Here is a 19,681-nt window from a genome sequence, read left to right on the forward strand (position 1 = left end):
GGGGCCACTCATACCAAGAGCAGTATCCCTAATGAATGCCCAATATCGTTATGATATTAGGCTTTTAATGCTGCTAGAACGGCATCACCCATGGCTTGCGTACTAACAGTTTCGCATCCTTCTGATGCAATATCTGCGGTTCTTAAACCTAGATCTAGAACCTTACTTACTGCCGCTTCAATAGCATCCGCCGCATCTTTTGCGTCTAAAGAATAACGCAACATCATAGCAACTGACAAAATTGTCGCCAATGGGTTAGCGATTCCTTTTCCTGCAATGTCTGGCGCAGAGCCGTGGCATGGTTCATACATACCGCGACCTTCAGCATTTAGAGAAGCAGAAGGTAGCATACCAATAGAACCTGTCAACATAGCCGCAGCATCAGAAAGGATATCACCAAACATATTGCCAGTAACCATGACATCAAACTGTTTTGGTGCACGAACAAGCTGCATTGCAGCATTATCTACTAGCATATGAGTTAATTCGACGTCAGGATACTCTTTCGCTACTTCTTCCATGACTTCTTTCCAAAGAACTGTCACTTCTAGTACGTTGGACTTGTCAATTGAGCAGACACGCTTACCACGTTGACGAGCGGCTTCAAAAGCAGAACGACCGATCCGACGAATTTCTGACTCATTGTAAACATAGGTGTTAAAGCCTTCGCGTTCGCCATTTTCTAATATACGAATACCGCGAGGCTGACCGAAATAAATACCACCAGTTAATTCACGAACAATCAGAATATCTAAGCCAGCAACAATTTCTGGTTTCAAGCTAGACGCATCCGCTAGCTGCGGATACAAAATTGCAGGACGAAGATTCGAAAACAGCTCAAGATTAGAACGTAAGCCAAGTAAGCCTTTTTCAGGGCGAACAGACATGTCCAACTTATCCCACTTAGGACCACCCACAGCCCCAAGTAAAATAGCGTCAGCCGCTTTCGCTTTTGCTAATGTCGCTTCAGGTAATGGAGAACCCGTCTCATCATAAGCAGAACCACCAACCAAGGCGCTTTCATGTTGAATATTCAATGAAAACTGCTCATTTACTGCATCCAACACTCGAACCGCTTGCGCTACGATTTCTGGACCAATACCGTCACCCGGCAATACCAATACATTTTTAGTCATTTTAAACCCTTAAAAGCTAAGTCTTTCGTTTACTGACCGCGAGGCAAGAAAAGCCAAGGCGCATCATTCATTCGTTTTTCTTCGTAACGACGGATTGCAGAATCTTGCTGCAGCGTTAAACCAATATCATCCAAGCCGTTCAACAAACAGTGCTTGCGGAAATTATCCACGTTAAATTCGAAAGTTGCACCGGAAGGCGATGTCACAGTTTGGTTTTCAAGGTCGACAATCACTTGAGCGCCTTCACGCAATGCCACTTCAGCAAACAGTTGATCCACTTCTTCAGCTTGTAAAACGATCGGTAACAAACCATTTTTGAAACAGTTATTATAAAAAATATCCGCAAAACTTGGGGCAATAATAGAACGAAAGCCGTAATCATCTAATGCCCAAGGCGCGTGTTCACGACTAGAGCCACAACCAAAGTTTTGACGAGCCAATAAAACGCTCGCACCTTTGTAGCGATCTTGATTGAGCACAAAATCTTTGCGTATTGGACGACCATCACATTCTTGATCCGGCTGACCTTCGTCTTCGTAACGAAGCTCATCAAATAAGTTTTTACCAAAGCCAGTACGCTTGATGGATTTCAAGAACTGCTTTGGAATAATCATATCAGTATCAACGTTTGCCAAATCCAAAGGAGCGGCTAAACCAGTGTGTTTAGTAAAGGGACGCATGCTCTTCTCTCCTAGTGTTTCACAAACTCATTAACATCAACAAAGTGACCAGCAATTGCTGCGGCCGCAGCCATCGCAGGGCTAACCAAATGCGTACGACCACCAAAGCCTTGACGACCTTCAAAGTTACGATTCGAAGTCGACGCACAATGTTCGCCAGCACCTAACTTGTCAGCATTCATTGCCAAACACATAGAACAACCTGGTTCGCGCCACTCTAAGCCAGCAGCTTCAAAGATTTCATGCAAACCTTCTTTTTCAGCTTGTGCTTTAACCAAGCCAGAGCCCGGAACAACTATGGCTTGCTTAAGAGTTGAAGCCACTTTACGACCTTTAACGACTTGCGCCGCGATGCGTAAATCTTCAATGCGAGAATTGGTACAAGAGCCAATAAAAACGCGGTCAAGAGTGACATCAGCCAGCATGGTTTTGCCTTCTAAGCCCATGTATTTCCAAGCACGCGCATAACCTTCTTTTTTCACCGGATCTTTCTGATCTTCAGGGCGAGGAATTGGCTCATCAATGGCGATAACCATTTCAGGTGACGTCCCCCATGTAACCTGCGGCTTGATATCTTCCGCCTTTAAAACTACCACTTCATCAAATTGGGCATCTTTATCTGAAACAAGGTCTTTCCAAGCTTCAACAGCCATATCCCAATGCTCGCCTTTTGGCGCATAAGGACGACCTTTTACATATTCAATAGTAGTATCATCTACTGCGATCAAACCAACACGAGCACCCGCTTCGATTGCCATGTTACAGACGGTCATACGACCTTCCATCGACAATGATTGAATCCCCGTTCCGCCAAACTCAATAGCGTAACCAGTACCACCAGCGGTACCAATTGCGCCAATAATGGCCAAAACAACGTCTTTGGCAGACACCCAAGGAGACAATTTGCCATCCACTCGGACTAACATATTGCGGCTTTTCTTTTGTACAAGACATTGAGTCGCTAATACATGCTCAACTTCTGACGTACCAATACCATGGGCCAAGGCACCAAAGGCTCCATGAGTAGAAGTATGAGAATCACCGCACACCACTGTCATACCAGGAAGCGTCGCACCTTGTTCTGGCCCAACAACGTGCACGATGCCTTGACGGATGTCTTTCATGTTGAATTCAGTAATACCAAATTCATTGCAATTATCGTCCAAGGTAATGACTTGGATTTTCGAAACAGGATCTTCAATCCCATCCACACCAGAAATACGCTCTTTCTTAGTAGTCGGTACGTTATGGTCCGGTGTGGCTAAGCTCGACGACACACGCCAAGGCTTGCGCCCAGCCAAGCGAAGACCTTCAAATGCTTGTGGTGATGTCACTTCGTGAAGCAATTGCAAATCGATATAAATCAACGCACTGCCGTCATCTCGTTGCTGAACAAGGTGGCTATCCCACAACTTGTCATAAAGGGTTTTACCTGACATAAGTTCTCTCCTCAGAAATCTATTGCGCTATCCTAAAACTTTGGCTTAAATTACTCAAATTCATATTTTTCATATTTTGGATAATTTTCTGGAATGATAGACATTGCCGAGTTACTCACCTTCATCAAAGTCGCTGAAACGGGGTCTTTTTCTGAGACAGGCGGACAGCTCTTCATTACCCAACCGGCGGTAAGTAAACGGATTGCCGCGCTTGAAAACAACTTAGGCGTGCGGCTTTTTGACCGTATTGGCCGTCAGGTACAATTAACGGAAGCAGGCATTCGCCTTTTACCGAAAGCCAAAAAAATGGCGGAAGATTTACAAGACATCAAACGCAGTATGTCCCTGCAAATGCAAGATGTTAGCGGGGAATTACGTCTATCCACCAGCCATCATGTTGGCTTACATCGGCTGCCTAAGTCTTTGAAACAATTTCAGGAAGATTTCCCCAGCGCACACTTAGAAATCGAGTTTGCTCAATCTGAAGAAGCGTACCAAGATGTACTCAAAGGAAGAGCGGAGTTGGGCGTCATTACTTTGTCGAACAAAGAAAACCCTCTCATTGAATCATTGCCAATCTGGTCAGACCCACTCACCTGCGTAGTCAGTAAAGATCACCCACTTGCACACCATCAAAATGTCAGCTTAATTGAGTTGGCGGAACACGCCTGCGTGCTACCCAATAAAAACACGTTCACTAGACAAATTGCTGAACAAGCTTTCGGCAAACAAGACTTAAAACCTCAGGTAAGAATGAACACCAATAACTTAGAAACACTGGCCATGTTGGTGAACATAGGTTGGGGATGGTCTTTGTTGCCGTCTACATTAGTAGATGACAAATTTGTAGTGCTTAACCTACCCGATTTAAACGTGGAAAGAAAACTCGGCGTTATTCATCATAAACAAAGAACCCTAAGCCGAGCTGCATTGGCGTTTATTGCGCTGTTAAAAAGTGACAGCTGCCTTATATAATGTCAGATCAGCGACAATAAGCCTCGTAAATAACTCAAGACATCTTAACGACGCTGACTAACCAGTAAAATGATCAACGCCAACGCACTCACACAAGACGCCGCGGTAAAAGCCCATGCGCCTCCCGCCCATTCCCATAAATAGCCAGTTGCAACCATGCCAAGACCGCCCCCTAAGCCAATCGCAAAAGCACTGTACATAGCCTGACCTTGACCAGCAAAACGCTCTGGAAAAAGACGACGAATTTGCTCAATAGACACCATGTGAAAAAGAGCAAAAGTAATACAATGAAGCAATTGTGTAAAAATGAGAACCCAAACAACCGACGCAAACCAGCCCACCAAAAACCAACGAATGATGCCGCACACGAAACACAATATAAGAATGTGAACCACATCAAAGCGCTTAAGGCTATTACCAAAAAATAAAAATAAAAAGATTTCAATCACCACGCCGAGCGCCATTAAAAGCCCAATGAGCTCACCGCTGTAGCCCATCGTGGACAAGTGCACAGCAAAAAATACATTAAAAGGCGCATGGGACATAAAAGCCAAAAACGCCAGCACAAAAAACAGCAGTGACTCGGGTGTTTTGACTAATGAAAAGAAAGACGTGGTCTCTTTATGCGTGTCATTTTCATAAGCCTGCTCTTTAAGGAAAAATGACGTCACCACAGCAAGCGCTAAAAAAACACACATGGTAGGAATCACAACAGCGACGCCAAACTGCCCAATCAAGAACCCCGCGCCTGTCACTGCAAATACGTAACCAATTGAACCACCAACCCGTAAGCGTGTATAAGGCACATCTAAGTGACGAATGCTCCTCACCGCCAAAGAATCGGTCATTGGAATCAAAGCCGAATAAAACAAAGCCATCGTGCAAGTTAATAGCCACAAAGTTTCAAATTGGTCATTCCAGTTAAACGGGATGACAGCAATAAAGCTCCCTAAAATTCCGATTTGTAATATGCGCTTAGGCAGCCCTACTTTCGCGGTGAGCCATCCCCAAAAATGCGGAATCAATATACCAGATAGAGTAAATGTCGACATAAGACGCCCTATCTCAGAAGCCGTCAAACCAATCGATTTATAGTAAACCGAGATATACGGCATCATCACGCCAATCAAAGCACAAAAGAAAAAGTAAAAGAAAAATAAGGGCCAAGCCACAGGGCGAGCATTATCAGAAAACATCACAGCTCCTAAAAACAGCCGAAAAATCGCGAAATCAAGTCACAAAGACCATGCATTTACTATGCCGATTGAGTATGCTGGAAACCACTTTGAAAAGCATCCTTGTTCAGCAAGTATGACACTACAGCCCTTTTTAATGCGAGACTTTCATTATGACCCATAATCAAGAATGGTGGCGCGGTGCGGTAATTTATCAGGTTTACCCTCGCAGTTTTTTCGACTCCAACAAAGATGGCATTGGTGATCTTCCCGGCGTCACCGCAAAAATGGATTATATCGCTTCGTTGGGTGTGGATGCTATTTGGCTATCGCCTTTTTTCACCTCCCCCATGAAAGATTTTGGTTATGATGTCAGTGATTACTGCGGTGTCGATCCTATCTTTGGCACCTTAGACGATTTCGATCAGCTCATAGAATCCGCTCACCAGCACGGATTAAAAGTCATGATCGACCAAGTCTTGAACCACAGCTCTGACCAGCATCCTTGGTTTATCGAGTCGCGCAACAGTCATGATAACGCCAAAGCCGATTGGTATATTTGGGCCGATGCTCAACCAGACGGTACGGTTCCAAACAACTGGTTATCCGTTTTTGGTGGCCCAGCTTGGCGATGGGATAGTCGACGTAAACAGTACTATTTGCACAACTTTCTAGACAGCCAACCCGATCTAAACTTTCATAATCCGGATGTTGTGGACGCCTTACTTGATACCGTAGAATTTTGGCTCAAACGCGGTGTTGATGGTTTTCGCTTAGACACAGCCAACTATTACTATCATGATGTAGAACTGAGAAATAACCCACCAAAAGAAGAAGTCGTCGAAGGAAGTATTGGGGTAAGGCTCGATAACCCTTATGCCTACCAGCTGCATGTATATGATAAATCCAGACCTGAAAATATTGCTTTTCTCAAACGCTTACGCACCTTATTAGATCAATACCCAGAAACCACGACCGTTGGCGAAGTTGGCTGCGATTTCTCATTAGAAACCATGGCCGCCTACACCCAAGGCAAAGACAAATTGCACATGTGCTACTCTTTCGACTTATTAACTCATGATAATTCGATGAATCATATACGCAACACCATGGAAACCATTGAAGCAGGGTTAGGCGATGGCTGGCCATGCTGGTCGATTGGTAATCACGATGTAGAGCGTGTGGCAACACGGTGGGGAAACAACCAAGACGCCATCAACAAAAGCAAAGCTTACATGGCAATGCTGTTGTCCTTACGAGGCAGCGTCTGCTTATACCAAGGCGAGGAGTTGGGTTTACCGGAAGCCGAATTAGCTTTCGAACAGCTCGTGGATCCATTTGGTATTAATTTTTGGCCTGAATTCAAAGGCAGAGACGGCTGTAGAACCCCACTACCATGGCAAGATGACGAGTTAGGTGGCTTCACCCAATCCACACAACCCTGGTTACCGATATCCACCGCACAACGTCCACTGGCGGTGAGCGAACAGGAAAAGGACCCTCAATCTATCCTGCATGCTTACCAAGACTTTTTACAGTTAAGACGCCAATATCCAGAGCTACGTCATGGAGACATAGCATTTTTATATCATGACGAGACCACGCTGACGTTTACACGCCATAGTGAAAATAAACACCTTTACGTGGCGATCAATACCTCTGATCAAGAAAAGACATTACCTGTCGATTTGTCGCTTTCGCCAATCGTTTTACCGCAGGCACTGAACGCAGGTCACATGAAGACAGGCTGCGTTATATTACCTGCCTATGGGATCTTTCTGGCAACTGTAATGCAAACGCCTTAATGTCTCTCTTTTAGAAATGCACATAAGAGTAACGCATAAAAAAGCCCCTTTCTTCATCATGAGGAAAAGGGCTTTAAAAGTGATGATCTCTCATCCAATAGCCGTTAAGCGAAGTGTTCTCGGTCTGGCCAGGCTGTGATGATAGCCTTGACTAAGGTCGCCAAAGGGATCGCAAAGAATATGCCCCAAAAGCCCCATATCCCACCAAAGAACAAAACCGCTATGATAATAGCGAGAGGATGTAAATTAACCGCTTCAGAAAACAGTAAAGGCACCAACACATTACCGTCAAGTGCTTGAATAATTAAATAGGCTACAACAACATAAATAAACTGACTGTCGGTACCAAACTGATAAAACGCCACAATCACAACAGGCACGGTGACCGCTGCGGCACCTATATAAGGAATTAACACAGATAGACCAACTAGAAGAGCAAGAAGCTCTGCGTATTTCAAACCAAATATCAAAAACACGACGTAAGTGACCGCCCCTACCAACAACATTTCGATGAACTTACCACGAATATAATTGGCAATTTGATCATTCATCTCGTGTGCAATATTACGCATCATACGACGTTCTTTTGGTAACCATGAGGTCATGTATTCAAGAACCTTCTTCTGATCTTTCAAAAGAAAAAACATCACTAAGGGCACCAACACCAAGTAAATCATTAATGAAAATAAAGACGGAATACTTGATAGAGAGAAAGAGACGAGCCACTGACCTAAATGTGTCGACTCATTTGCTAACGAATTAATCACTTCATTTATGGCCGCTTCATTAACAAAATCACTGTGCCCTTCGGCAAACGCTTGAATGGCGTCACGTATATCCGTAAACATGCGAGGGGCATCTTGTACTAGACGTACCGCCTGTCGCCAAATGATGGGCACCATCATACCAACAAACACAGTACAGGCGGCTAGGAAGGCAAAAAAGACAACAAAAACAGATAAGGTATGACCCATACCCATTTTTTTCAATCTATCAACCATCCCCTGCAATAAAAACGCAAGCACTATAGCGATCAACACCGGCGCTAAAATCCCTCCCCAGAAAGCGATAGCACACAAGGTAGCAATCATTAGAAGTAGAAAAACAACCACTTCTTCATTGGAAAAGTACCGTTTTATCAAGGTATCGACAATTTTAAACATGGTGCATCCGTGTTAAATTTTTTGAATAACGAAAGTATAAATATCATTGTCTTCAGATGTCGACAACAAGCTAAAACCGACTAAATGCACATAATGGGGAATGTCTTTCAGTGAGCCTGAATCGCTGGCCTTCACACAAAGGCACTGGCCCGACGTCATTTTACTTAACGCCATCTTAGCTTTGAGGAGTGGCATGGGGCAACGATCTTCTCTTGCATCCAAGATTACGTCATACTTAGTGTCTGATTCGTGCATTTGTCATATATCCGACCATGTTATTATTTAATCAAGTAGAAAGCTGCCGCCATATTATGAGACTATTTTCAAACGTTACAACCAGCTTCTTCATTTTAACGATTGTTTTTGCCTGTATTTTTTCCAATGCAAGCCGTGCAAACATTCCAGACCTAGAAGCCAATAAAGACGAAAGAGCGCTATCAAATCCGTCTTATGTGCTTGGACAGCATTGGTTTAGAAAACTCAACGGTAGTCGTGCGCTTATTGAGTTTCCCCCCGCCTACGACTATTTAAAAAACGCCTTATCTCATTTGCTTCCACAAACAAATCTATACAACACCAAAGTGGAAATGACCTTACTCAACAGTACACAGAGCAACGCCTTTGTAATTCCAGGAAACCATCTTTTTATTTATTCAGACATTTTAGAGATGATCAACGATGAAGAGATGTTTTATGGCTTATTAGCTCATGAGATTGCTCACCTAGACCTTCGACACTACGAGCGCCAGAGCCAACACTCGGGTGAAGAGTTACAAAAAGCTTTGCTGTTGCTTGGTGCAGGCATTGCTGCGGCCTTAGCGGGAGCAGATTCAGACACAACGACGGCACTTTGGTTGGGAGGCATCGCCAACCAAGCTGAAAACAGACTTACTTACAGTCGAGCGCAAGAACAAGAAGCCGATCGACGTGGCCGAGAACTGCTAGTGGATGCCAGGTTGTCGCCTGAAGGAATGACAAAACTTTTCCGCGCTTTTTTTCAACGTGCCCTAGGACGACCCAAACTCGAATTTTTGTCCACTCACCCATCCCCAGACACGCGTTTGTCCGATTCCTTTAGCACCGAACCCAAAGACACTCTGTTACAATCACGCCCAGACACCGACTTTGAGTTTTTCCGAGCCAGTGTACTGGCCTATCGAGCGGGACTGGAAGAGCACCCCCTTGCTTATTTAGATCAAGTAATACCTCACTCTGATGCCAAAAATTTTGCCAAGGGCCTGTTTTCGTACATCACACAATCGCCACATCAAGCCCTTATGTATCTCGCTGACGTTGACAAGCCCAACACCTTTACTGTGTATCTTCAAAGCTTGAGCTATGAGGCTTCGGGACAGCGAGACAAGGCGCTCGACATCATCCGTAGCCAATTAGAACTCAATCCAAACAACCTACTTTTCTCGTTGCCCTATGCACAAATAACCAACGCCCTCCCTCTTAGAGGCGCTTCTATTTTTGACGAATCTTACTATCTCTACGAAAAACGCCTTATTTGGCGTTCCAAAATCCACTATTTCAAAGCCAATAACAACACTGCTATGACGCTTAACTACAGGGCGCAGCTGGACTTTAGTCAGGGTAAAGACACAACCGCACAACACCTAATCAAACGGGCTGAAAACAACGCAAGCCTTGATGAACAGACGCTCATAGAAAACACCAAACGATACTTTGACCTCATTAAAGAGGTGGAAAAAAAACAAGGCTTGGCGCCATAAGTCTATACACAATCTTTTTACCTGCTTGGTCCGATTTTTTACCAAGTGACTTTTACCTGTTGATTGCATTGGGAAAGAAACATATGTCGCCGCTGGCTTTAATCGATAACCTTGAACACTTACCCAACCCCTATACGCAATTTGAAGGGATTGCTGCGCATCTTCAAAAAAATACAGCGCAATTGAACGATCCAGAGTATCGACGTGATTTGCAACTGGCTTTATGCTTCATCTACAGCTATAACGGCTCGCAAGCTACCTTTAACTCTTATCGCAGAGAAGTCGAAAGACTGTTGCTTTGGTCATGGAACGTTTCACACTGCCCAACATCACAGTTACGGCGCGATCAAATAGAAGAGTTTATTCATTTTTGTATTGAGCCACCTGAAAGCTGGATTGGCACAAAAAATGTTGCGCGCTTTAAACTCTTTATGGGCGAAAGAGTCGCCAATAAAGAATGGCGACCTTTTGTTGCCCATGTCAGTAAATTGGAGTTCAAAAACGGCGACGTCGCGAATGTGAAACAGCACTCTTTGTCCCAAGCGGCCATCCGCGCCACTTTTTCAATTTTATCGTCCTATTATGGTTTTTTAATGCAAGAGGAGGCCATTCAACAAAATCCAGTGGCTTTAATTCGGCAAAAAAGTAAATTCGTCAAAAAAGAAATTACTCGAACGCAAGTGAGACGTATCTCTAACTTGCAGTGGGATTATGTCATCGAAACCGCAGAAATGCTGGCACAAGAAGATCCAGCCACCCACGAACGCACCCTGTTTATCATGAATGCCCTACTTGGTATGTATTTACGTATCTCTGAATTGGTGGCCGACGAACGCTCTGCGCCAGTGATGGGCGATTTTATAAAAGATGCCGATGGGCATTGGTGGTTTAAAGTGCTTTCTAAAGGCAACAAAGAACGCCTTGTCGCCGTATCAGATGACATGCTCAATGCGCTCATCCGCTATCGCCGTTTTAGAGATCTCCCTATGCTGCCCACCATCGCAGAAAACACACCGCTGGTACCAAAGAACCGAGGGCAAGGTGCAATGACCAGTTCACGCCAAGTTCGAAACATTGTGCAATTTTGTTTCGATAGGGCTTACGAGCGCATGTGCGAAGATGGCATGAGCGCGGATGCGGACGATTTACGCGTCGCAACGGTGCATTGGCTTCGCCACACCGGCATTTCAGAAGATGTAAAAACTCGACCCAAAGAACACGTCAGAGAAGATGCAGGGCACGCTAGCATGGCCACCACCGATAAATACATAGACACTGAATACCGAGAGCGTCACGCCAGTGGCCGCAAAAAAACGCTGCGCCCTCATTAAAAGTGCACAGCGGCGCTATTCTGACCAGCGCTCTAGGCTTTTATCATCATTACTATTGGCGGCAACCCATTGGCTGTCAGTACCATGAGACTCTTTTTTCCAAAACGCGGCACGGCTTTTTAGGTAGTCCATAATATAATCGCACGCTTGAAAAGCCTCAGCGCGGTGAGCAGCACTCACACCGACAAACACAATCTGATCATCCACAGACAACCGCCCCACCCGGTGCACAACGCACACATCCAACAAGGGCCAACGCAGCTTGGCTTTATCGACGATGGTCTGTAGATTTCGCTCCGTCATGCCAGGGTAATGCTCTAATTCAAAGCGACACTCGGCTTCAGGTTGATCCGTAAACTGACGGACCAGACCGACAAACATCACCACGGCACCGGTTTTATTGCGTTGCAGTAAGCGTTTGTATAAGGCATCAACGTGAAAATCTTCGTGCTGAACTTGAATCATTTATCCCCCCGTTACTGGTGGAAAAAAAGCCACTTCGAGAGCCGTCTCTGGCACCCAATCCGTATCTCGTGTGAACTCAAAATCCACCGATGATTGAATGCCACTGGCAAGCAAGGCGTCACCGTGAGCAAGATCACTGGCTAATTGCTGTTTGATTTGAGTAATGGTCAAAGGCAAGTCAAGCTCAACATGATGCTCGCTTTTCCCCATGGCTTCTTTAAGAGAAGCAAAAAACACCACTTTAACTCTAGGCATCTTGTTGACTCCAATCACCGCTTTTACCGCCTTTTTTCTCCAACAATGACACTTGCTGAATCACAATGCCTTTATCAACCGCTTTACACATATCATACAGGGTCAAGGCGGCAATGCTTGCACCAGTCAGCGCCTCCATCTCAACACCGGTTTTCCCCGTTAAGGCGCAGGTGCAGAGGACTTCTAATTCACACTCACTGATCACATTAATGTCCACCGTTACCTTGGTTAACATCAATGGATGGCACAAAGGAATAAGATCGGAGGTTTTTTTAGCCGCCTGTATTCCCGCTATTCGAGCGGTTGCCAAGACATCACCTTTGGGCAAACCGCCTTCCATTACTTTATTCAGCGTAGACGCTTGCATCAATAAAATAGCGCGAGCCGTGGCAGTACGCTTGGTTTGCGCTTTGTCAGAAACATCCACCATATGGGCATGCCCCCGACTGTCTAAATGGGTCAGCTTTTCATTCATAAACTTTTAACTCTTCTGCTTAAATCGACTATTTCTTATCTTTCTTGGGCCACCAGAACCAAAAAACAACAAAAAGAATTAACATTAAACCAATTACATTAATCAGAATGCTCATCGTGTTTCCTCCAATGGTGCTTTTTTATCACGTGTTATGCGAAACAATCTGAGCCGATTGGCATTGGTGACCACAGTGACCGAGGACAATGACATAGCCGCACCCGCAATAACAGGACTTAATAACCAGCCCGTGAACGGAAATAAAATGCCTGCGGCCACTGGAATCCCTAAACTGTTATAGGCGAAGGCCCCCCACAAGTTCTGTTTGATGTTTCTCAAGGTCGCGCTGCTGATCTGAATCACATCGACCACGCCCTGCAAATCACTGTGCATCAGGGTAATATCGGCACTTTCCATCGCCACGTCTGTCCCTGCGCCCATTGCAAAGCCGACGTCGGCTTGAGCCAATGCAGGCGCATCGTTAATACCGTCGCCTATCATACCCACTACCTCTCCTTCGGCTTGAAGGCGCTTGACCCAGTTTAATTTATCATTCGGCATTAATTGCGCATGATAATCGTCAATCCCAACCGTCTGCGCCACCGCGGCAGCCGTTTGTGGGTTATCACCCGTTAACATCACCACTTTAAGACCCTGCTCTTTAAAACGACGGATCGCTGCCTTAACCCCTAGCTTGATAGGGTCTTCAATATAAAATACCGCTAGAACCTGCTGCGCATTCGCGAAAAAAACCTTGGTCGCATTTTGAAACGACGAATTGTCACCTAACTCATCCGCCTCTGAGCGGCCCGAGCCATAAGTGTCGGATAAGTTTACGCTTTTTTCGGCCATTAAACGCTTATTGCCCAAATAATAGGTCTGTCCTTGCCATTGTCCGGTAACGCCAAGACCCGTCAACGACTCAAACGCGTCTAAGGTGACCTCTTGTTCCGTCCCCTTTTGATCTTTCAAAACGGCTCGGCAATGTTCAAGTAGCGCATCAGCCAATGGATGATTAGCGCGCGCTTCAAGTACAGAAACCAGAGGAAATACTTGCTCAGCATTGGCGTGTGAAGACAAAGTGTGATGAACGACTTTGGGCTTACCTTGGGTAATAGTACCGGTTTTATCGAGCACAACCACGGTCAACTCACTGGCTCGCTGTAATGCATCGCCATTACGAATCAACCCGCCGTATTCCGCGGCTTTGCCAATCCCTATCATGGTTGAAATTGGTGTTGCCAGCCCCAGAGCACACGGGCAGGCAATAATCAACACAGAAATACTCGTGACCAGCATGTAGGAAAAAACCGCCTCGCCACCAAAATTGAACCAAGATAAAGCCGATAAAACCGCAATAATCATCACACTGGGCACAAACACAGACGACACTTTATCCGCCAAAACACTAATAGGGGGTTTAGATCCCTGCGCTTTACTAACCATGTCAACAATCTGAGCTAACAAGGTATCCGAGCCTATTCGCGTCGCCTTGAACAACAAACTACCCTGACCATTAACCGTACCTGCAGACAAGGTACTGCCTTGGCTCTTCTCAATGGGCTCTGCTTCCCCCGTTAACATGGACTCATTCACCGTCGACTGACCTTCCAACACATCACCATCAACGGGAATACTGTCACCTGCTCGCACTCGCAAAATATCGTTTAATTTAATATCCGCCACCGGAATGCGCGTTTCTTTTCCATCATGGACGCGGATGGCCATTTTAGGACGTAAATCCAACAATCGATGCAGGGCACGGCTCGTCTTACTTCGGGCTCGTAACTCCAACGCTTGCCCCAGATTAATCAAACCAATGATCATGGTGGATGCTTCAAAGTACAGGTGGTGCGTATTTTCCGGTAACCAGCTAGGCACTAAAACCACCAACATTGAATAAAACCAAGCACAGCCAGTACCTAGTGCAATCAACATATCCATGTTCGCTTGGTGTAAAGTAAACGCCTTCCAAGCACCACGAAAATACGATTTACCCGCACGAATCATAATCAGTAAGGTAACCATGCCGATCAAAAACCAAACGACTCGTTCCGTTACCGTGATTATCGTCATGCTCCCGCCAAACACCATATACAGCATAAGCGGAATCCCCAAACCTAAACCCAGCAAGGCAGATTGGCGCTTGTGATGATATTCAGCTGACTCTCGTTGTTCTCTCTCTTCTTCGTTTTTACCAGCATCCTCGATAAGACTGGCTTGATAGCCAGCCTCTTCAACCGCCTTAATCAGGTGATCAACCGACCCAGACGTAACCACTTGCGCCGTGTGCGTCGCAAAATTGACATCAGCATGCGTAACCCCATCGCATTTCAATAACGCTTTTTGCACTGAGCTCACACAGCTAGCGCACGTCATACCACCAATGGATAGCGGATACGTAACCTGTGTGTCTACAGGTGTTTTATCCATAGAAGTCTGGCTATGTGCTTGTGGCGCCTTATTGCTGCCTTGCACCGGCTGTTGATTTGTCCCTGGGTTTGGAGTGGTTTTCTCTTCGTCAAATGGCTCTAACACCACCCCCAGCGATTGAAATCCGGCTTCTTCAATAATAGCTTCCACCTCGGACAAAGACAGATTAGACGTGACCATCAAGCGATGTTCTTTTGGTTTGCCCTCTACCTCGGCCTCAGGACTCTTTTGCTGAATAAACCGGCGCACCTTAGAGACACACCCTTGGCAAGACATCCCAGTAACGGCGAGCCATAACCTTGGTGAGACATTGTCTTTGTTTACGGCGTCTTCTTGCTGTTCTTTCATCATTTGCCCCTATTCTCTGTCCGTATTTTTCTCTTGCCACTCTTCTATCAAGCAACAAATAGAATGACCATTGGGTGTGCCATCAGGCATGTCATCCCAAGCGGCCAAGGCATTTTCCATGGTCGCTAAATGCTTTTGCAATTGGGCTATTTTTAACTGGGTTTCAGGCACCTTTTTCTGTAACAAATCGCGCACCATGGGGCATGGTGAATCACCACTGTCAGACTGTTCAAAAATCTCTTCTATTTGATTTAAGCTAAACCCTAACTCCCCCGCTTGGCGAATAAAATGAAGCCGCTGAAGCGCTAAATCATCATAAAGCTGATACCCATTATTAGGATCACGCTGTGCACGAATAAGACCGCGCCGAGTATAGTGCCGCACAGTCTCTGCCGTCACCTGCGCTTTTAACGCCAACTCACTGACTCGCATAACCTCTCCTTATCAGAGTAAACACATTCTCCCTACAGTGTAGAACCTATGTGTAACACATAGGTCAAGGTAAAAAATACATAAATCGCAATAAAACAAGATAGAAAAAACAGGTAAAAAAAAGCCGAGACTCTTCTCGGCTTTTTTAAACAAAAATAATCGACTTAATACTTAGGCACTAAACTCTTACTCAATGCAGTTTTAGTTTCGGCTTGACGACTTTGCCGATTTTTTGTGCGGTCATAATAACCGTGGCTTTTAGCCAGCCATGGATGGCGATTAAGTGCAGTCGATAGAGGGAGATATACACAAACCGAGCAATGCGCCCTTCGATAAACATGCTGCCTCCTGTCATGTTGCCCATTAAACTGCCAACGGTGCTGTAGCGACTCAGGTTGACTAGGGAACCGTAGTCTTTGTAAACATACTCTTTTAACGGTTCGCTACGAAATGAAGCTTTTATATTTTCAAATACCAAGCTTGCCATTTGATGAGCGGACTGCGCTCTTGGCGGAACGAAGGTGCCGTTGGGCTGCTCACAAGCACAGCAATCACCAATAACATACACATTGTCAAACGCGGGAGTTTGTAAGGTGCCTTTTACTAAGATTTGGTTGTTTCGGGTGGTTTCAAACCCTTCAATCTGAGCAACAAAATTCGGTGCTTTTACGCCAGCAGCCCAAATCATCAAATCGGCTTCTATATTGCCTTCATCGGCCGTTTGAAAACCGCCGTCGTAAGCTCTGACCACTCGTGTGCCTTGGTTAATAACGACACCAAGGCGAGACAACTCTTTCGATGCCAAAGCAGCAACGCGGTCAGGCAGTGCCGGTAGGATTCTGGGGCCCGCTTCGATCAGTTCAATCTGAACACGTTTCCCCGACATTTCTGGCATGCCATACGCTTTCAGCAAATCGGCTACATGAAACAGCTCTGCAGACAATTCAACCCCGGTCGCGCCGCCCCCAACAATAGCCAGCTTCAGTTTTGCGCCGCTTCCTTCTTGATGAACACGTAAAAATTGATTTAACAATGCCTGCTGGAAACGCTCCGCTTGTTTATGTGAATCAAGAAAATAGCAGTGTTCCGACACGCCTGGGGTGCCGAAATCATTGCTGACGCTACCAATCGCCATGACCAGTATGTCATAAGAGATGCGTCTTTCTGGTAGCACAACATGACCTTTGTCATCGTATAAAGAGTCGAGTAGCAGTGTTTTTGCTTCAGGGTCAACGTCAGTCAATGTGCCTAGTTGGAATTGATAATGGTGTTTCGCAGCATGAGCACGGTAATTGACACCGTCGTTGTTGATATCTAAAGATCCCGTTGCGACTTCATGTAGCAGAGGCTTCCAGATATGCGTTTGACTTCTATCGATGAGCACAACGTCTGCTTGACGCTTTTTGCCCAATGCATGGCCAAGTTTTGTAACTAGCTCTAAGCCACCTGCTCCGCCACCAACAACAACAATTTTTTTCATCTATAACCGCCCATAAACGTTGAATAATCTGGAAAACACTCATTAAGCGCTTTCCAGATCCCACAACTTCATTCACAAGAAGATACCTTCTCGTCAGCGAATGTGTATTACGTCGCTCTTCGCGCTAATAATTTATCAAGGGTATTGGCAAACGCCATTCTATCTTGTTGATTGAAACTAGCAGGGCCACCTGTTTGCACGCCGGAAGATCGCATCTGCTCCATAAAATCACGCATACCTAAGCGCTGTTTGATATTTTCTTTGGTATAAAGCTCGCCTCGTGGATTAATCGCTAAGGCGCCCTTTTCAATGACGTCAGAAGCCAGCGGTATGTCTGCCGTGATGACTAAATCCGCCGTGTCTATGTGGTCGACAATGTAATTGTCTGCGACATCAAAACCAGACCCGACCACTCGACGCTCGATCCATTTCGACGGCGGTATAGCGATGGCTTGGTTCGCCACTAAAATACAAGGAATTTGCACACGTTCAGCAGCACGAAAAAGAATGGTTTTAATAACATTTGGACAGGCATCAGCGTCGACCCAAAGGCGCATAGTGTTCCCCTTTTAATTGGGTTACATTATTAAACACATAAGAAGTGAAATCCAGAGGTGAATAAGAACAAACGGAGCACTCAAGCGAAATCCGTTTGTTCTTAGAAGACTGTCTAGCGCTAACCAAACTTACATATTTGGGTAGTTAGGCCCACCGGCTCCCTCTGGCGTTACCCAGGTAATATTCTGAGCAGGGTCTTTAATGTCACAGGTTTTACAGTGAACACAATTTTGCGAGTTTATTTGAAAACTGGGCCCATCACTTAGCTCAACCACTTCATACACACCCGCTGGACAGTAACGCTGCGCTGGTTCGTTGTATTTCGGCAGATTACTTCCGATCGGAATAGACGCATCGGCTAAGGTTAAATGACATGGCTGGTTTTCTTCATGGTTGGTGTTGGACAAAAACACCGAAGACGGTTTATCAAAACTCAATACACCATCGGGTTTTCTGTAGTCTGGTGCAACATGTTTGTCAGCCAATTCCATGCAGGCATAATCAGGCGTCATATCTTTGAAGGTGAACGGCAAACCGCCGGCAAAGAAATTTTGATCTAACCAGTTGTAAGCACCCCCCCAGAATGTACCCAGCTTATGCATGACTGGCACAAAATTACGAGACTGTTGTAACTCTTTACCTAGCCAAGATTCTTTAAGAAGATCATTAAAGGCCTCTAGCTCAGCGGGCGGATTTTCTAGCTGCAACGCATCAAAAATACTTTCTGCCGCTAAGATCCCGCTCTTCATGGCGGTGTGTGTGCCTTTGATTTTAGCTGGGTTTAAGGTGCCAGCATCACAACCAATCACCAAGCCACCAGGAAAACTCATTTTGGGCAAGGAAGCCCAGCCGCCTTTTGCAATAGCACGCGCACCATAAGAGACGCGTTTTGCTCCTTCTAAATGCTGTGCGATGGCTGGGTGATGCTTGTAGCGCTGAAACTCATCATAAGGACTTAGGTGTGGATTTTTGTAATTTAAATCTACGATCAAACCCACAACCACTTGGTTATTTTCCAAATGATACAAGAAACCACCACCACCCGCTTCGTTGCCTAATGGCCAGCCCGCAGTATGAATAACGGTACCAGGCTTACTATGAGATGCCGGTACGTCCCACAGCTCTTTAATACCCAGCCCGTAATGTTGCGGCGCTTTGTTTTTGTCTAATGCAAATTGAGCAATCAGTTCTTTGCCTAAATGACCACGACAGCCCTCAGCAAACAGGGTGTATTTGGCTTTAAGCAACATGCCTGGCATAAAGCCATCTTTTTCTGAGCCATCTGCCGCAAGGCCCATATCGCCCGTTATAATACCTTCCACTGCGCCATTTTCATCGTAGGACAAATGGGCCGCAGAAAAACTTGGGAACACTTCGACTCCCAGCTCTTCGGCCTGTTCTGCAAGCCAGCGGCAGAGGTTACCCAAACTGATAATGTAGTTACCGTCGTTATGTAATGACTTTGGCATCATCCAATGACTTAACTGTCTTGATTCGCTTGCTGAACTTAACCAATGCAGCTCGTCTTGATTTACCTTGGTATGCAAAGGCGCTCCCATTGCCTCCCAATCAGGAAACAGTTCAGCTAAAGCTACCTGGTCAACCACAGCACCAGATAAAATATGCGCCCCTATTTCTGAACCTTTTTCGACTAAGCAAACACTGATCTCTTTGTTTTCTGCTTTGGCTTTTTGCATGATGCGACAAGCCGCTGACAAGCCCGCAGGCCCCCCACCGACGATCACAACATCAAATTCCATTACTTCTCTGTCTGTCATACTGCCTCCCAATTCGGATA

18 protein-coding genes are annotated in these 19,681 nt (G+C 45.5%); 4 read left to right on the forward strand and 14 right to left on the reverse strand.

The window, feature by feature from the left end:
- Nucleotides 1-56: 56 nt before the first annotated feature.
- The 3 genes from leuB to leuC are packed head-to-tail and all read right to left on the reverse strand — an operon-like array spanning nt 57 to nt 3,255.
- Nucleotides 57-1,136 (reverse strand): 3-isopropylmalate dehydrogenase, encoded by a 1,080-nt coding sequence (gene leuB / locus EBI00_RS11555; protein ID WP_123096085.1) that lies wholly within the window; start codon nt 1,134-1,136, stop codon nt 57-59.
- A gap of 29 nt (nt 1,137-1,165) precedes the next feature.
- Nucleotides 1,166-1,816 carry a 3-isopropylmalate dehydratase small subunit gene (gene leuD / locus EBI00_RS11560; protein WP_072839164.1) on the reverse strand — a complete coding sequence of 217 codons (651 nt, stop codon included), beginning with the start codon at nt 1,814-1,816 and terminating at the stop codon, nt 1,166-1,168.
- Between the two features lie 11 nt (nt 1,817-1,827).
- Complete coding sequence (gene leuC, locus EBI00_RS11565) at nt 1,828-3,255, reverse strand: 3-isopropylmalate dehydratase large subunit (RefSeq protein ID WP_123096086.1); 1,428 nt, start codon at nt 3,253-3,255, stop codon at nt 1,828-1,830.
- Nucleotides 3,256-3,348: 93 nt separating this feature from the next.
- Here leuC and EBI00_RS11570 point away from each other — a divergent pair, with 93 nt between their 5' ends.
- A complete protein-coding gene (locus tag EBI00_RS11570) occupies nt 3,349-4,230 on the forward strand; it encodes a LysR family transcriptional regulator (RefSeq protein ID WP_123096087.1) in 882 nt (293 codons plus the stop codon).
- Nucleotides 4,231-4,274: 44 nt separating this feature from the next.
- On the opposite strand, the gene EBI00_RS11575 is transcribed toward EBI00_RS11570, so the two are convergent.
- Entirely contained in the window at nt 4,275-5,426 is a 1,152-nt protein-coding gene (locus EBI00_RS11575) for an MFS transporter (RefSeq protein WP_123096088.1), read from the reverse strand.
- A 152-nt stretch (nt 5,427-5,578) separates the two neighbouring features.
- On the opposite strand from EBI00_RS11575, the gene EBI00_RS11580 reads away from it, so the two are divergent.
- Nucleotides 5,579-7,210: an alpha-glucosidase gene (locus tag EBI00_RS11580; RefSeq protein ID WP_123096089.1), complete on the forward strand. Its 1,632-nt coding sequence runs from the start codon at nt 5,579-5,581 to the stop codon at nt 7,208-7,210.
- A gap of 104 nt (nt 7,211-7,314) precedes the next feature.
- Here EBI00_RS11580 and EBI00_RS11585 read toward each other — a convergent pair whose 3' ends face one another.
- Nucleotides 7,315-8,373 (reverse strand): AI-2E family transporter, encoded by a 1,059-nt coding sequence (locus EBI00_RS11585; RefSeq protein WP_123096090.1) that lies wholly within the window; start codon nt 8,371-8,373, stop codon nt 7,315-7,317.
- A 12-nt stretch (nt 8,374-8,385) separates the two neighbouring features.
- Nucleotides 8,386-8,628, reverse strand: coding sequence for a sulfurtransferase TusA family protein (locus EBI00_RS11590; protein ID WP_123096091.1), 243 nt, complete (start codon nt 8,626-8,628; stop codon nt 8,386-8,388).
- A 56-nt stretch (nt 8,629-8,684) separates the two neighbouring features.
- Between EBI00_RS11590 and EBI00_RS11595 the strand changes: the two genes are divergently transcribed.
- The gene (locus EBI00_RS11595) at nt 8,685-10,109 is read left to right on the forward strand and encodes a M48 family metallopeptidase (RefSeq protein WP_123096121.1); all 1,425 of its coding nucleotides are present in this window, start codon (nt 8,685-8,687) and stop codon (nt 10,107-10,109) included.
- Nucleotides 10,110-10,192: 83 nt separating this feature from the next.
- On the forward strand, nt 10,193-11,440 hold the full coding sequence (locus tag EBI00_RS11600) for a tyrosine-type recombinase/integrase (RefSeq protein WP_123096092.1): 1,248 nt from the start codon (nt 10,193-10,195) through the stop codon (nt 11,438-11,440).
- 15 nt (nt 11,441-11,455) lie between these two features.
- Here the strand turns inward: EBI00_RS11600 and EBI00_RS11605 are convergent, their stop codons facing one another.
- The 8 genes from EBI00_RS11605 to EBI00_RS11640 form a co-directional block, all read right to left on the reverse strand.
- Nucleotides 11,456-11,905: a molybdenum cofactor biosynthesis protein MoaE gene (locus tag EBI00_RS11605; protein WP_123096093.1), complete on the reverse strand. Its 450-nt coding sequence runs from the start codon at nt 11,903-11,905 to the stop codon at nt 11,456-11,458.
- Entirely contained in the window at nt 11,906-12,160 is a 255-nt protein-coding gene (locus EBI00_RS11610; RefSeq protein ID WP_123096094.1) for a MoaD/ThiS family protein, read from the reverse strand. It lies immediately after the preceding gene.
- Nucleotides 12,153-12,635, reverse strand: a complete 483-nt coding sequence (gene moaC, locus EBI00_RS11615; protein ID WP_123096095.1) for a cyclic pyranopterin monophosphate synthase MoaC — start codon at nt 12,633-12,635, stop codon at nt 12,153-12,155. Before moaC ends, EBI00_RS11610 begins: the two co-directional genes overlap by 8 nt.
- A 111-nt stretch (nt 12,636-12,746) precedes the next feature.
- A complete protein-coding gene (locus EBI00_RS11620) occupies nt 12,747-15,413 on the reverse strand; it encodes a heavy metal translocating P-type ATPase (protein ID WP_123096096.1) in 2,667 nt (888 codons plus the stop codon).
- 9 nt (nt 15,414-15,422) lie between these two features.
- A complete protein-coding gene (locus tag EBI00_RS11625; RefSeq protein ID WP_123096097.1) occupies nt 15,423-15,845 on the reverse strand; it encodes a MerR family transcriptional regulator in 423 nt (140 codons plus the stop codon).
- Nucleotides 15,846-16,035: 190 nt separating this feature from the next.
- A complete protein-coding gene (locus EBI00_RS11630; RefSeq protein WP_123096098.1) occupies nt 16,036-17,325 on the reverse strand; it encodes an NAD(P)/FAD-dependent oxidoreductase in 1,290 nt (429 codons plus the stop codon).
- Nucleotides 17,326-17,432: 107 nt separating this feature from the next.
- Complete coding sequence (locus EBI00_RS11635; RefSeq protein WP_123096099.1) at nt 17,433-17,882, reverse strand: YaiI/YqxD family protein; 450 nt, start codon at nt 17,880-17,882, stop codon at nt 17,433-17,435.
- Between the two features lie 129 nt (nt 17,883-18,011).
- On the reverse strand, nt 18,012-19,661 hold the full coding sequence (locus tag EBI00_RS11640; protein WP_123096100.1) for an electron transfer flavoprotein-ubiquinone oxidoreductase: 1,650 nt from the start codon (nt 19,659-19,661) through the stop codon (nt 18,012-18,014).
- Between the last annotated feature and the right edge of the window lie 20 nt (nt 19,662-19,681).

It is taken from the genome of Marinomonas hwangdonensis (assembly GCF_003721245.1).
In the GTDB taxonomy this organism is placed as follows: domain Bacteria; phylum Pseudomonadota; class Gammaproteobacteria; order Pseudomonadales; family Marinomonadaceae; genus Marinomonas; species Marinomonas hwangdonensis.